This is a genomic window from Pseudomonas sp. UBT, assembly GCF_050915955.1.
Taxonomy (GTDB): Bacteria; Pseudomonadota; Gammaproteobacteria; order Pseudomonadales; family Pseudomonadaceae; genus Aquipseudomonas; species Aquipseudomonas antarctica_A.
On the sequence record NZ_CP168079.1, the window covers coordinates 1,747,302 to 1,761,666 of the forward strand.

At 55.9% G+C, this 14,365-nt stretch carries 9 protein-coding genes, 3 rRNA genes and 1 pseudogene; 6 read left to right on the forward strand and 7 right to left on the reverse strand.

Features of this window, described 5'->3' with window-relative positions; genetic code table 11:
• Both ACDZ94_RS07915 and lapG read right to left on the reverse strand, forming a co-directional pair.
• On the reverse strand, window positions 1–480 hold a 480-nt coding region (locus ACDZ94_RS07915), incomplete at its 3' end, for a LapD/MoxY N-terminal periplasmic domain-containing protein (protein ID WP_432751308.1).
• Between the two features lie 14 nt (window positions 481–494).
• Window positions 495–1,118: a cysteine protease LapG gene (gene lapG, locus ACDZ94_RS07920; protein WP_432751309.1), complete on the reverse strand. Its 624-nt coding sequence runs from the start codon at window positions 1,116–1,118 to the stop codon at window positions 495–497.
• Between the two features lie 318 nt (window positions 1,119–1,436).
• Here lapG and ACDZ94_RS07925 point away from each other — a divergent pair, with 318 nt between their 5' ends.
• Complete coding sequence (locus ACDZ94_RS07925; protein WP_064450086.1) at window positions 1,437–2,147, forward strand: GntR family transcriptional regulator; 711 nt, start codon at window positions 1,437–1,439, stop codon at window positions 2,145–2,147.
• Between the two features lie 155 nt (window positions 2,148–2,302).
• Here ACDZ94_RS07925 and ACDZ94_RS07930 read toward each other — a convergent pair whose 3' ends face one another.
• A complete protein-coding gene (locus ACDZ94_RS07930) occupies window positions 2,303–2,443 on the reverse strand; it encodes a hypothetical protein (RefSeq protein WP_156526239.1) in 141 nt (46 codons plus the stop codon).
• Window positions 2,444–2,529: 86 nt separating this feature from the next.
• Between ACDZ94_RS07930 and ACDZ94_RS07935 the strand changes: the two genes are divergently transcribed.
• From ACDZ94_RS07935 to ACDZ94_RS07950, 4 genes are read left to right on the forward strand one after another with little or no spacing between them, the layout of a single operon-like run.
• Complete coding sequence (locus ACDZ94_RS07935; RefSeq protein WP_221293596.1) at window positions 2,530–3,288, forward strand: DUF3050 domain-containing protein; 759 nt, start codon at window positions 2,530–2,532, stop codon at window positions 3,286–3,288.
• On the forward strand, window positions 3,285–4,232 hold the full coding sequence (locus ACDZ94_RS07940; protein ID WP_432751310.1) for a diiron oxygenase: 948 nt from the start codon (window positions 3,285–3,287) through the stop codon (window positions 4,230–4,232). The genes ACDZ94_RS07935 and ACDZ94_RS07940 overlap by 4 nt, the downstream gene beginning before the upstream one ends.
• Complete coding sequence (locus ACDZ94_RS07945) at window positions 4,229–7,606, forward strand: amino acid adenylation domain-containing protein (protein WP_432751311.1); 3,378 nt, start codon at window positions 4,229–4,231, stop codon at window positions 7,604–7,606. The genes ACDZ94_RS07940 and ACDZ94_RS07945 overlap by 4 nt, the downstream gene beginning before the upstream one ends.
• 18 nt (window positions 7,607–7,624) lie before the next feature.
• Window positions 7,625–8,083 carry an SRPBCC family protein gene (locus ACDZ94_RS07950; protein WP_432751312.1) on the forward strand — a complete coding sequence of 153 codons (459 nt, stop codon included), beginning with the start codon at window positions 7,625–7,627 and terminating at the stop codon, window positions 8,081–8,083.
• Window positions 8,084–8,122: 39 nt separating this feature from the next.
• Here the strand turns inward: ACDZ94_RS07950 and ACDZ94_RS07955 are convergent, their stop codons facing one another.
• A complete protein-coding gene (locus ACDZ94_RS07955) occupies window positions 8,123–10,003 on the reverse strand; it encodes a methyl-accepting chemotaxis protein (RefSeq protein ID WP_064450081.1) in 1,881 nt (626 codons plus the stop codon).
• A 321-nt stretch (window positions 10,004–10,324) separates the two neighbouring features.
• Between ACDZ94_RS07955 and ACDZ94_RS07960 the strand changes: the two are divergent.
• Window positions 10,325–10,591, forward strand: a pseudogene (locus ACDZ94_RS07960) (TonB-dependent siderophore receptor); the annotation flags it as partial.
• A gap of 176 nt (window positions 10,592–10,767) precedes the next feature.
• On the opposite strand, the gene rrf (ACDZ94_RS07965) reads toward ACDZ94_RS07960, so the two are convergent.
• The 3 genes from rrf (ACDZ94_RS07965) to ACDZ94_RS07975 all read right to left on the reverse strand — a co-directional run bounded on the left by rrf (ACDZ94_RS07965) (window position 10,768) and on the right by ACDZ94_RS07975 (window position 14,167).
• Window positions 10,768–10,883 (reverse strand): 5S ribosomal RNA (rrf, locus tag ACDZ94_RS07965).
• A 109-nt stretch (window positions 10,884–10,992) separates the two neighbouring features.
• Window positions 10,993–11,108: ribosomal RNA gene (gene rrf / locus ACDZ94_RS07970) — 5S ribosomal RNA — on the reverse strand.
• 167 nt (window positions 11,109–11,275) lie between these two features.
• Window positions 11,276–14,167: ribosomal RNA gene (locus ACDZ94_RS07975) — 23S ribosomal RNA — on the reverse strand.
• Between the last annotated feature and the right edge of the window lie 198 nt (window positions 14,168–14,365).

Consider the following 14,365-nt stretch of genomic DNA (forward strand, 5'->3'; position numbering starts at 1 on the left):
CGCACCGCACAACAGCAACCAGCCAAGGCTGCCCAAGGCGCTTTGCCAGAGTTTGGCCAGGGCGAACATCGGGTGGCTGACCACCTCCACACGCGCCGCCTGTTCCCAGCCGCGGCTGACCAGCGCATCACCACCGGCCGGCTCCAGACCGATGAGTTTGACGAACCAGTTGGGCACGCCGTTGTTGTCAGGAATACCGCTGCGTTCGACGATGGTTTTATCCGTGGCCAAATCCACTACGCGGATGCTGGCGTAATAGCCGCTGTCGAAGATCGAGCTGACCAGCAATTCCACCATGGCCGGGTCGTCGATATTCGGTGTCAGCGACAGCGCCAACGCGGTCGCCGCGTCCTGTGCATGGGAGCGCAGTTGGTTGACGTATTGGGTGCGCGAGCTTTCGAGGCTGACCATGAAGCTGCCGCTGAAGGCGACCACCAGGAACAGACAGATTGCGATCAATAGTTGTTTGAACAGAGACATCCGATCAGTTACTCCTAGTTGGCAGGCTCGGCCGGGAAGCCTTCCGCACGCATTTTTCTCAACACATCCTGCCAGCGCGACAAGCGTTTGGTGTCACCGACTTTCTTGTTGCCCTTGGCGCCAGGCAAGTACAAGCCCTCGGCGTTGAATGAGTACACCGGGACCAGGTCGGTACGGCGGGTCGCCGGCAGAATCTCGTCCATCAGGCTGTCGAGCACCAGCGGGATGGCTTCGGGCGTCGGATAATACGTCAGCACCATGTGCGCGCGATTCTGACGCAAGGCCTTGACGTAAGTAATGCGCAATTTGTCGCTGGAGACGCCCAGGTGACGCAGGCTGAAATACTTGGCGATTGCGTAGTCCTCACAATCTCCGGCACCTTTCCACAGCGCTTCGATGGGGGTCTCCCAATAGTCGACCACGTGCCACAGGTCGATGTCTTCCACATAAGTCATTTGCTTGTTGAAGAACAGGTTCACGACCTTGAGCTGCTCCTGTTCGTCGACCTTCTTTTCGGTCGCCAGCAGCCGCTGCCAGGCGTCGATACGCTGCTGGCCCTCCCCCAGCGGCCCGTACAAAGCGGTGGCGTTGCGGCTGATCTGAGAGAAATCCCAATCGGCATGCAGCCCGCCGGGCATCAAGCCAGCCAACAAAATCGCTGAAAGTAGCCAGCTTAGAATTCGAGAGGGAATAAAACTTACCGCCAAGGCGTTCAGTCCGTGAAGAGAGACGGAATTTCAGGGATGGTGAAGCTTCAACCACCAAAAAACAATGGCACAGTGCAATCATTGATAAGCGGTCCGAATTTATAAACGCCCCTTGTGGGATGCTCAAAGTAGACCCCGTAAGCCCTTACAAACTGAAACCCTGGCTGTTTGACAAGTGTGTGACCCATCTTTAGTGTGCATTGGATCCAATTAAACACACTTTATTCAAGCAAGGAGGATAGCGTAACCGTGACGCAGAAGCCGAACCCTTTGAGCAGCATCAAAACCAGCGGGCCTATCCCAGCCCATCTTGCTCGCGCCGTTATTGAAGAAACGTTGCGCAATGCCATTCTCGATGGCCGCTTGCCCTGTGGTACCGCGATGCGCCAGCAGGAACTGGCCAGCCTGTTCGGCGTCAGCCGCATGCCCGTGCGCGAAGCCTTGCGCCAATTGGAAGCCCAATCCTTACTGCATGTGGTGACCCACAAAGGCGCCGTGGTTGCACCGTTGATCGAAGATAATTCGGCCGAGACCTACGCACTGCGCATGCTGCTGGAATCCGAAGCGCTGCGCTTATCGATTCCACTGCTCACCGACGCGGACATTGCGCAAGCCGACGCCTGCATCAATGCACTGGAACGCGAGAAGGACTATACCGAGATTGGCCGGCTCAATCGCCTGTTCCACATGGCGCTGTATGGCAAGGCGCCCAACCAGCGGTTGCTCAAATTGGTCGAGCACGGTCTGAATGAGGAGGAACGCTTCCTGCGCTTCAACCTCGAGGCGATGGGGTTGGGCGAGACGTCTCAGGAAGACCACCGGGAACTGTTGAGCCTGGTGGCGCAGAAGAAAGTCGACGAAAGTATTCTGACGCTACGCAATCACCTGACGCGAGGGATGGAGGTGATCTCCACTTATCTCAATAGTCTTGAAGCCAACGAAAAGAATAGCGCGCAGTAAACTTCTAAAGCGCTGCGCCTACACCTTACCTATACAGTGCGGGGCTCCCCTCCCATCATGGAGCCTTCGCACAGTCATACGCCGGATCCAACAATTCGATTTAAATAAGCCCGTTTATCCCAAGGAAATATCCGACAACTAATTAAGCAACTTACTCACAACAAACCATTTTCCGAAAAACCATCTAATACTTTTACAAGCTCATCAAAACGTTTAATCAGATTATTATCCGCCCTCAATAAAACACACACCTCATACGGCAGCGCAGACCGATCCTCGGCCAGCGCCGCGCGCATGATGGGCTAAACGCCATCTTTTCATATTGAATTAAACACCTCACCACTGTTTCCAGAACAGTCGCAACAACTTATAGGCGTCAACCATGCATCAACACTTACTTGAACAAAAAAAACTGCAGTTGTGCAGCCATCCGTTATTTACAGAAATAACTTCACTTAACAAGTTACAACTTTTCATGGAACACCATGTGTTTGCCGTTTGGGACTTCATGACACTGACCAAACGCCTGCAGCAAGATCTGACCTGCACGCAATTGCCCTGGCTCCCACCGGCGGACCCACTCGCCGCACGCCTCATTAATGAAATCGTGCTCGGCGAAGAATCGGACGAACACCCAACGCGAGGCGCTTGCAGCCACTTTGAACTGTATCTGGAAGCCATGGCCGAGGCAGGCGCCGATACCACCACTGTCCGGCGCTTCATTGAGCTGCAGCATCAGGGCGTCGAAGCAAGCACGGCCCTGCAGCTGATCAATGTGCTGCCAGGCGTGGCCCGCTTCGTCGACAGCACGTTACAGATCGCGCTGCACGCACCGACCCACTGCGTAGCAGCGGCCTTCTTGCATGGCCGCGAGAGTGTCATACCGTCGATGTTCGAACGCATTCTGCATGGCAACGCATTGATTGAACGCCAGGCGCCGACCTTGTGCCACTACCTCAGCCGTCACATCGCATTGGACTCCCAGGAACATGGGCCGGGGGCAGAGCATTTGCTCCAACGCCTGATCGGCGCTGACCCGGCGCGCCAACGCCAGGCAGATGACTTCGCCCTCGCCGCCGTGGAAAGCCGACTCAGCTTGTGGGACGACGTAAGTGCCGCGCTGCAAGAGGTGCAAGCATGATTGCCGCCGACTACCGCTCCTTTGCCGAAGACTGGGAACGCCGGGCAACCATCCGCACCCGCCCTCGGCGCTTGCTCGAAAACGATGACAGATTGATCTACCCCTTGTGCCGCCAGCCGCTGGTACTCACTGCGACCTTCCTCGAACACTGCCCGCAGTGGCGCGATTTCGTGCTGGTGCAAAGCTTCTACAAATTCATCAATGATGTGGTGATTTTCGAAACCGAAATCGTCGACAAGACCGCCCGCAGTATCGCCAAGAATCGCTTCTCGCTGCCCTTTCCTCGCGCCTGTCGGGTGGATGCGATGACCGTCGTGGTGGATGAGGATTACCACGCGCTGGTCGCATTGGATTTCCTGCAACAGACCGTGGAAATGACCGGCATACAACCGCTCGAACTACCCGGGCAAATCGAACTGAGCCGTGCCCTGCCGGCAGCGCGGGCGCTGGCAGCACCACACCTGCGCGATGCCGTGGAGTTGATTAGCGTAGCCATCGCCGAGAACACCGTCACCCATGCGGTAGCGGCGTTTTCCAAGGACGACAGTGTCAAGCCATCCATCCGTGGCCTGATGGCCGATCACTTGTTTGACGAAGGGCGCCATGCACAGTTCTGGACGCAATTGGTGCGTATCTACTGGCAGGCGGCAAGCCCGAGCGATCGCGACAGCATCGCCGAAATCCTGCCAATTTTTTTGGCGCATTACCTGACCAACGATCTGCAAAAAAGCTTCGATCTACACCTGATCGAACACCTGGACGTCAGCGCCAATACCCGACAGACCCTGCGGGCCGAAGTCGCAGCGCTGGACTTTCCCATCACCCGCCAGCACCCCCTGCTTGGCAACATCATGGGGTTCCTGCACCAGAGCGGCATGCTGAACACACCCAGCGTCGCGCGTGCCCTGAGCGACTACCTCCCCGACACGCGGAGGCCGGCATGAGGCGCTTGACGATTGGATGGAGCGGCACGAGCGAGGCTTTGGAGGCAGTCAGGCAAACGCTCGAGCAATACGGGCATGTCAGCGCAACAGAAGCCCTTGATGTGCTCATTGAGGACGGCAGCCAACCACCGTCCACACGTTCCGACAAAGCCCAGTGGATAAGCCTGCGCGTGGGTATCGGCCCAGAGTCCGACTACGGGCTTCCCTCTGTGCAGTTGCGTTGCTATGGCCATGACCAGCGCTTGCTGGCGGTGCAGGACGTTGCCGAGGAGCCCAGCGGCAACGGCCAACGTTTGCGCCGACAGGCGACGAACGCACTGGTCGAGTGCGTCGCCTTGCTGGTCAGCGGCTTCTCGAGGGACCCAGAGTTCTTCACGGCAGTAACCACGGCCAACACGTGGCCCGAGCACGGCTTGAAAGGGCTGGACGCACTGGCATTTATGCATCGATTCAATCGCACTGCGCAGCCGGCGCTATTGCAGGCGGCCCAGGTGCCGATAATCGAACGGCTACAGATCAGTCTCCATACCTTCGCAGAACGAACGGCGCTGAACATCGAGGGCGCCGTGCTGACTTACCGTCAATTACAAGTGCGGGCCCTGTCGATCCAGCAACGCCTGCGGCCGCTGTTGGAGGGCATTCAGTCGCCCCCGGTGATCGGCGTGTGCCTGGAAAAATCTGTCGAGCTGTACGCCAGTATTCTCGCGGTGTTGGGCTGCGGCGCGGTCTACCTACCCCTGGCGCCGGAGCATTCGTCACAGCGCCATCAAGCGATGCTGCAAAGCGCCAGGGCCAAGGTGTTGCTCGATGATGGCCAACACCCTCTGCGCGACCATTTCGTTACCCTGAATGTCTGCACTGTCGACATGGTCCTGGCCGACACTACGCAGCCCTTGATGCACCATCGCCCCTGCATCGAAGCTCCCTGCATCGCGCTTTTCACCTCGGGCACCACTGGCCAACCGAAGGGCGTACTGCTGAGCCAACGCAACCTTGCGCATTTCACGGCCTGGTTCGGTACCTGCCTGGCGCTGGACGAACAGAGCCGTGTACTACAATTGTCGCCGCTGAGTTTCGACTCATCGCTGATCGATATTTTCCCTGCCCTGATAGCCGGTGCCGAGTTGATCGTTCCAAGCGAAGCCCAGCGGCGCGATCCTCATCAGTTGGTCGAGCTGATTCGCCACCAGCGCATCAGCCATGCTTTTCTGCCGCCCGCGCTACTCAGCATTCTGCCGTTGGATCAGCCTTTGGGCCTTAGCCATCTGTTGACCGGTGGTGATGCCTGCGAGCCGCATGTGATCGAACGATTGGCGAGCCAGTACCCCTTGCACAATTTCTACGGCCCTACCGAGACTACGGTGTTGGCCACCCACCGGACGTTTCAGCCCGGTGACAGCAATCGCAACCTGGGCCGCCCCATCGCGAACAGCCAAGTGTTGATCCTCGACGACAAGCTGCAACCGGTGGATGAACAGGTGACGGGCGATCTATACATCGTCGGCCCTGGCGTAAGCCTGGGGTATGTGAACGCGCCGCCGCAGGTCGACGACCCGTTCATGGTGTTGACACTGCCTGATGGCCGGACGCTGCAGGCCTACCGCAGCGGTGACTTGGCGAAATGGACGCCGGACGGTATCGAGCTGGGCGGTCGGCGGGATGACCAAGTGAAGATCCGTGGCTTTCGGGTCGAGCCCCAAGAGATCGAGCAATGCCTGCGCGCCAGTCGATTATTCCGCCAAGTGGCTGTGGTGATCGATGGTGATCGCAGGATTTTCTGCGTTGTCGCCCAGCCCGAACCGGACGCCACGGTGGCTGGCCTGAAGCGATATGCACAGCAGTGGCTGCCGGATTATATGCACCCGGCAGTGTGGACCGAGCTGCCAACGATGCCGCGCACCAGCCATGGCAAGATCGACCGTGTGGCGTTGCTGGCGATGCCGAAGCACGCTACCCACCACGTTGCCAGACGCCCAGCGCAAACACCTCTCCAAACGCGGCTGGTGGCGCTGTGGAGCGAATTGCTGGACGTGCCCGGCGATGACTTCTCGATTGATGACAGCTTTTTCAACCTCGGCGGTCATTCCATCCTGCTGTCGACCCTGCTGCTGCGTTTGCGCGAAGCGTTTGGCCGCAGCTTCTCATTGAGCCGTTTCTTTGAAACTCCGACGATTCGTACGCTCACCGTGCTGATGGAGGACGGCGCGCTACCTGAAGTACCGTCAGGCCAGGCGGAGCAGGATGCATCGCAGGCGCTGAATATAGAAATGCTGCACGAAGACCGCACTGGCGATCCGCGCAAGGTGATCGTCACAGGCGCCAACAGTTTTGTCGGCGTGCATCTCGTCGAAGCGTTATTGGCAGGGGGTGTACTGGAGGTGGCGTGCCTGGTGCGTGAACAGCCGGGCCACTGCGCCACGGCGCGGTTTACCCAGGCATTACGCGAGTATCGCCTGGAGCATTTGGACCTGAGCCGGGTGCAGGTATACGCCGCCGATATCAGCCTGCCTCGTCTGGGCCTGGCCTGCGATGTGTATGAGCGACTCGCCCACAGCCATGGGGCATTGGTGCACAACGCAGCGCGGGTCAATCATGTGATGGATTACGCCTCACTGGCCAGTGACAACGTCGATTCGGTGCTGGAGTGCCTGCGACTGTGTGAAACCCACTGCAAAAAGGTTTTCAATTTCATCTCGACGCTGTCGGCGTGCAGCAGCATCGACGCCCGCGGGTACATCCTCGAAACACCGGCGGTGGCCACGTTGCCGCTCTATCTCAAGAATGGCTACAACCTGTCCAAATGGGTCGCCGAGCGGCTGTTAGGGCGTGCGATCGAACAAGGTGCCTGGGTGAATATCTATCGACCGGGCAACATCGCCTTCAACAGCCGCAGCGGTGTCTGCCAGCCGCAAAACAACCGCCTGATGCTGATGCTCAAAGGGTCACTGCAGTTGGGTATGGCGCCACGCCTGAACGTGAACTTCGACCTCATGCCGGTGGATTTCTTTGCCCGTTTTGTCGCGTTCCACTGCGGCCAATATGCTGTCGGGCGAAACGTATTCAACCTGCATAACCCGCAACCGTTGAGCTGGGATCACTACCTTGATGCATTCAGCCGGGCGGGCCATCACTTCGAACGGGTGAGCGTTGCACATTGGCAAAGAGAGCTACAGACGGTGGGTCGCGATAACGCGCTGTTTGGTGTGCTGGGTTTCTACCTGGATGACCTTGCCGAAGACATCAGTGACATCTCGATGATTTGTCACGACAACGCCCGCCAAGGTGTTGAATCCATGGGCGAGCAATACCCGCAAAAGGAACCGGCGCTGTTGCGCAGGGGTTGCGACCACCTCAAGGCCATCGGATTTCTCTGACCGTTTCAGGACACCCTTATGAAACTGCTGCAACCCGATACATTGATCCGCAACCCGAATGGCTCCGCCTTGGAGGCGTCTATCGACGTCGCGTGCGAGGCCGCTCGCCTGTGGAGTGTGGTAGGCAACTTTGCGGAATTTGATGCCTTCATTCCCGCCCTCTCGCACATCGAAATGACGGGCACAGGTGTAGGCGCCTTGCGCACGAAATTTTTCCACGATGGCCATTGTGTCGTCGAGCAGCTCAATAGCCGAAACGACGACGCGATGTACATGACGTGGACCACCCTCTACAACACGTTGGGTGTCGCCCGACTGTGGGCCGCAATAAGCGTGCAAGTGCTCGGTGCAGGATACTCCAGGGCGACCTGGACCCTGATTGGCGAACCGGTCGAGACACCGCAGGCGGAGTTTGAACTGTTTGTGCAGGCCTTCGCCGACAGCGCCCTGGAGAATGTGCGGAAGATGCTTGGCTGATGAGCAGGAGCGAAAGCCTTCGCCCCTGCATAAGGTGGGTCAGATCTTGAAGCTGTCGACCAGTTGCTTCAGTCGGCTGGCCTGCTGGGACAGCGCATCGCAATCCTTGAGCGTTTCGTTTAAGTTTGCCACGCCCTGCTGATTCAGCAAGTTGATCTGGTTGATGTCGACGTTGAGGGTTTCAACCACCGCCGTCTGCTCCTCGGTAGCGGCTGCAACCGATTGGTTCATGCCATCGATCTCGACGATTCGCTGCGTCACGCTGACCAGGCGCGCACCGGCCTGGTTGGCCACTTCAACGCTTTCTTCGCTGGAGGTCTGGCTGGCGTTCATGGTGGTCACCGCTTCACGCGAACCCACTTGCAGCGAAGTGATCATTTTATGGATCTCTTCCGCAGACTCCTGGGTACGGTGAGCCAGGTTACGCACTTCATCCGCAACCACCGCAAACCCACGCCCGGCTTCCCCAGCACGGGCAGCTTCGATCGCGGCATTGAGCGCCAACAAGTTGGTTTGCTGGGAGATGCCTTTGATCACATCGAGAATATGACCAATGTTGTCTGTGCTGGCGTTCAGGGTTTCGATCTGAGTGCAGGACAGGCTGATCTTTTGCGACAGTTCCGACATCGCCAGGATGGTTTTCTCTACGACCTTACGACCGTCGTCTGCCTGCTCACTGGCACCACTGGCGTGCTGCGAAGCATCGGCCGCGTTGCGCGCAATTTCCTGGGTGGCGGCGCCTAGCTCGTTAATCGCCGCTGCCACGCTGTTGGTACGCGCGCTTTGTTCGTCAGAGCCGATGATCGACGCGTTGGAAGACGCCATGACACGCTGGGACAGATCGTGTACCTGACGTGTTGCCGAAGAGACTTCGGAAATAGAGGCGTGGATACGCTCGACGAACTGGTTGAAGGCACTGCCAACCTCGCCAAACTCATCCTTACTGGTCACGTCCAGGCGACGGGTCAAATCGCCTTCGCCCTGGGCAATGTCCTGCATGGCAGTACCCATGGTGGTCAGCGGACGCAGCAGTACTTGAATCAGCAGGCTCAACAGCACGGCAATCGCTACGACCGCAATCAACATGGCAATCAACGCTGAAGTACGGAACTTACCCAGTGGCGCGTAGGCTTTGTCCTTGTCGATCGAGAGACCGATGTACCAGTCCGCACCCGGCAAACCGCTGATCGGAGTGAACGAAAGAATGCGGTCCTGGCCGTTCAGGACGACATCCTGGCTGACCTTCTCGATACGAAGACTTGTACCTGGGTAGATGTCCTTGAGGTTTTTCATGACCTGGTCCTGGTCAGGACTGACGATCACCTGGCCATCGGCGCTGACCAGAAACGCATGGCCGATACCGCCGAAGTCTACCGAGTTGATGATCTTCACCAGGGTTTGCAAGCTCAGGTCACCGCCGACCACGCCCAGCAGTTCACCGTTCTTCTTGACTGGCAGAGCGATGGTTACGATCTGCCCACCCACCGCAGCCATGTAAGGCGGGGTGAGCATGGTTTTATCGGCGGCCACTGCTTGCTTGTACCAGGGACGCTGACGTGGGTCGTAACCGTCGGGCATCTTCGCGTCAGGGCGCTGGGTGAACACACCGTTGGTTTGACCGACATAGGTGAACTGGAAGTTTGAGGTGAACGCCGGCTGGTCGACCAGCCCTGGAAGGTCGGCACCACTCCCCTGATGGGCAACGTTTTGCGCCAGACTTTCGAGGACCAGGATGCGCCCGCTGAGCCAGTTCTGCACGCTGCTGGCCGTGAGCTCGCCTGATTGCTGGATAGACGACTCGAGGTTTTGCTTGATGGTGCTGCGCTGCAGGTAGTCGTTGTAGAGCGTGAATAACGCGAAGGCCAGAACCACGACGCCTGACGCGGCCAACAGAATTTTATGACTGAACTTAAGATTCATTTCATCGACTTCTTTTGCCAAAGGGGGGTGAGCGTGCCGAGTGGAACATTCCATGTAACGGGATAGGCAGACTCTCGGGTCGCTCTATTTCGGTGCACGCATGGCTCATCAGGCTTTCGGCCAAGACAGAATAAATCTTAGAAATTTGTGAGATCCATCGTTACTTTGAGTAGGAAACCGACCGGCGGTAGAGGTGAATAGTTAGGCAGGACAAAAATCAGCGATATACATCTGACCCGCTTCCGTCGACGGCTTTAGCAAAATGGCGTCTATTTGAAAGACCTGATGGAAACGGATAAATCGGGGTTTCGTCGCGCTGTAGGTGCCCTGGACGGCTTGCGACTTGGCGGTGGGATGCGATACGTAGGGTATAGATGGGCAGATGCAGGGAACGCGATGAAGGTGCCGACCTACAGCTTGTCTGACGCTTCAGGAGAGTACGATGCAGGTAAGGTGGGGTTGAAAGGTGTGGATGTTCGACTGACCTCACCAACGAGACCTATATGGCATCCGGTGCCAACCTGAACGTCTGTCTGCTATCTGGGTGAAGAGCGTAATGTCAGCGCGACGGCAAGCGACCAGTTCTGATCCGTTATTGTTTCCAGGCAACCGTCGCCTGATTTCAGGTGTCAGCTGTTTTGTTAGCGTCGTTGAGCTGCCCTCTTAATACCGATCAGTAGCCAGCAGCAAGAGCGGATCTATTATCAAACCTCCAAACGACAAAACCCCTGTCTGTATTAGCAGACAGGGGTTTCGGAATTTAATCTTGACGATGACCTACTCTCACATGGGGAAACCCCACACTACCATCGGCGATGCATCGTTTCACTGCTGAGTTCGGGATGGGATCAGGTGGTTCCAATGCTCTATGGTCGTCAAGAAATTCTGTGTACCAGTACGTCGCGTTAGCAGCGCACCAGTGAAATTCATGGACTTCTACATAAACAAAACCCCTGTCTGCGTTAGCAAACAGGGGTTCTGGAATTTAATCTTGACGATGACCTACTCTCACATGGGGAAACCCCACACTACCATCGGCGATGCATCGTTTCACTGCTGAGTTCGGGATGGGATCAGGTGGTTCCAATGCTCTATGGTCGTCAAGAAATTCGGGTACTGAGTCGTGACCAGATGGCCTCGCTTCAGCAAATTGGGTATGTGATAGCTTTCGGTGTTTTGTGAGATCGAACTTTCGGTTCTATCGTCTTCACACACCGCAATCTGGTCTCTTTCGCTTTTCAGCTCGGAGCATGCAAATTGCTTGGGTGTTATATGGTCAAGCCTCACGGGCAATTAGTATTGGTTAGCTCAACGCCTCACAGCGCTTACACACCCAACCTATCAACGTCGTAGTCTTCGACGGCCCTTCAGGGGACTCAAGGTCCCAGTGAGATCTCATCTTGAGGCTAGTTTCCCGCTTAGATGCTTTCAGCGGTTATCTATTCCGAACATAGCTACCCGGCAATGCCACTGGCGTGACAACCGGAACACCAGAGGTTCGTCCACTCCGGTCCTCTCGTACTAGGAGCAGCCCCTCTCAAATCTCAAACGTCCACGGCAGATAGGGACCGAACTGTCTCACGACGTTCTAAACCCAGCTCGCGTACCACTTTAAATGGCGAACAGCCATACCCTTGGGACCGGCTTCAGCCCCAGGATGTGATGAGCCGACATCGAGGTGCCAAACACCGCCGTCGATATGAACTCTTGGGCGGTATCAGCCTGTTATCCCCGGAGTACCTTTTATCCGTTGAGCGATGGCCCTTCCATACAGAACCACCGGATCACTAAGACCTACTTTCGTACCTGCTCGACGTGTCTGTCTCGCAGTCAAGCGCGCTTTTGCCTTTATACTCTACGACCGATTTCCGACCGGTCTGAGCGCACCTTCGTACTCCTCCGTTACTCTTTAGGAGGAGACCGCCCCAGTCAAACTACCCACCATACACTGTCCTCGATCCGGATAACGGACCTGAGTTAGAACCTCAAAGTTGCCAGGGTGGTATTTCAAGGTTGGCTCCACGCGAACTGGCGTCCACGCTTCAAAGCCTCCCACCTATCCTACACAAGCAAATTCAAAGTCCAGTGCAAAGCTATAGTAAAGGTTCACGGGGTCTTTCCGTCTAGCCGCGGATACACTGCATCTTCACAGCGATTTCAATTTCACTGAGTCTCGGGTGGAGACAGCGCCGCCATCGTTACGCCATTCGTGCAGGTCGGAACTTACCCGACAAGGAATTTCGCTACCTTAGGACCGTTATAGTTACGGCCGCCGTTTACCGGGGCTTCGATCAAGAGCTTCGCGTTAGCTAACCCCATCAATTAACCTTCCGGCACCGGGCAGGCGTCACACCCTATACGTCCACTTTCGTGTTTGCAGAGTGCTGTGTTTTTAATAAACAGTCGCAGCGGCCTGGTATCTTCGACCGGCATGAGCTTACGGAGCAAGTCCTTCACCCTCACCGGCGCACCTTCTCCCGAAGTTACGGTGCCATTTTGCCTAGTTCCTTCACCCGAGTTCTCTCAAGCGCCTTGGTATTCTCTACCCAACCACCTGTGTCGGTTTGGGGTACGGTTCCTGGTTACCTGAAGCTTAGAAGCTTTTCTTGGAAGCATGGCATCAACCACTTCGTCATCTAAAAGATGACTCGTCATCAGCTCTCGGCCTTAGAATCCCGGATTTACCTAAGATTCCAGCCTACCACCTTAAACTTGGACAACCAACGCCAAGCTGGCCTAGCCTTCTCCGTCCCTCCATCGCAATAACCAGAAGTACAGGAATATTAACCTGTTTTCCATCGACTACGCTTTTCAGCCTCGCCTTAGGGACCGACTAACCCTGCGTCGATTAACGTTGCGCAGGAAACCTTGGTCTTTCGGCGTGGGTGTTTTTCACACCCATTGTCGTTACTCATGTCAGCATTCGCACTTCTGATACCTCCAGCAAGCTTCTCAACTCACCTTCACAGGCTTACAGAACGCTCCTCTACCGCATCACTTACGTGATACCCGTAGCTTCGGTGTATGGTTTGAGCCCCGTTACATCTTCCGCGCAGGCCGACTCGACTAGTGAGCTATTACGCTTTCTTTAAAGGGTGGCTGCTTCTAAGCCAACCTCCTAGCTGTCTAAGCCTTCCCACATCGTTTCCCACTTAACCATAACTTTGGGACCTTAGCTGACGGTCTGGGTTGTTTCCCTTTTCACGACGGACGTTAGCACCCGCCGTGTGTCTCCCATGCTCGGCACTTGTAGGTATTCGGAGTTTGCATCGGTTTGGTAAGTCGGGATGACCCCCTAGCCGAAACAGTGCTCTACCCCCTACAGTGATACATGAGGCGCTACCTAAATAGCTTTCGAGGAGAACCAGCTATCTCCGAGCTTGATTAGCCTTTCACTCCGATCCACAGGTCATCCGCTAACTTTTCAACGGTAGTCGGTTCGGTCCTCCAGTTAGTGTTACCCAACCTTCAACCTGCCCATGGATAGATCGCCCGGTTTCGGGTCTATTCCCAGCGACTAGACGCCCTATTAAGACTCGCTTTCGCTACGCCTCCCCTATTCGGTTAAGCTCGCCACTGAAAATAAGTCGCTGACCCATTATACAAAAGGTACGCAGTCACCCAACAAAGTGGGCTCCCACTGCTTGTACGCATACGGTTTCAGGATCTATTTCACTCCCCTCTCCGGGGTTCTTTTCGCCTTTCCCTCACGGTACTAGTTCACTATCGGTCAGTCAGTAGTATTTAGCCTTGGAGGATGGTCCCCCCATATTCAGACAAAGTTTCTCGTGCTCCGTCCTACTCGATTTCATGACTAAGAGATTTTCGCGTACAGGGCTATCACCCACTATGGCCGCACTTTCCAGAGCGTTCCGCTAATCTCAAAGCCACTTAAGGGCTAGTCCCCGTTCGCTCGCCACTACTAAGGGAATCTCGGTTGATTTCTTTTCCTCAGGGTACTTAGATGTTTCAGTTCCCCTGGTTCGCTCCATACACCTATGTATTCAGTGTAAGGTAACCATCTTATGATGGCTGGGTTCCCCCATTCAGACATCTCCGGATCAAAGTCTGTTTGCCGACTCCCCGAAGCTTTTCGCAGGCTACCACGTCTTTCATCGCCTCTGACTGCCAAGGCATCCACCGTATGCGCTTCTTCACTTGACCATATAACCCCAAGCAATCTGGTTATACTGTGAAGACAACATTCGCCGAAAATTCGATAATACTCAATTACGAGTAACTCACAAATTTTACCTTAGCCTGATCCGTTACCAGTGAAAGTAACGTTCAGTCTATCTTTCTATCACATACCCAAATTTTTAAAGAACGATCTAATCAAAGACTAGAAATCAACATTCACCA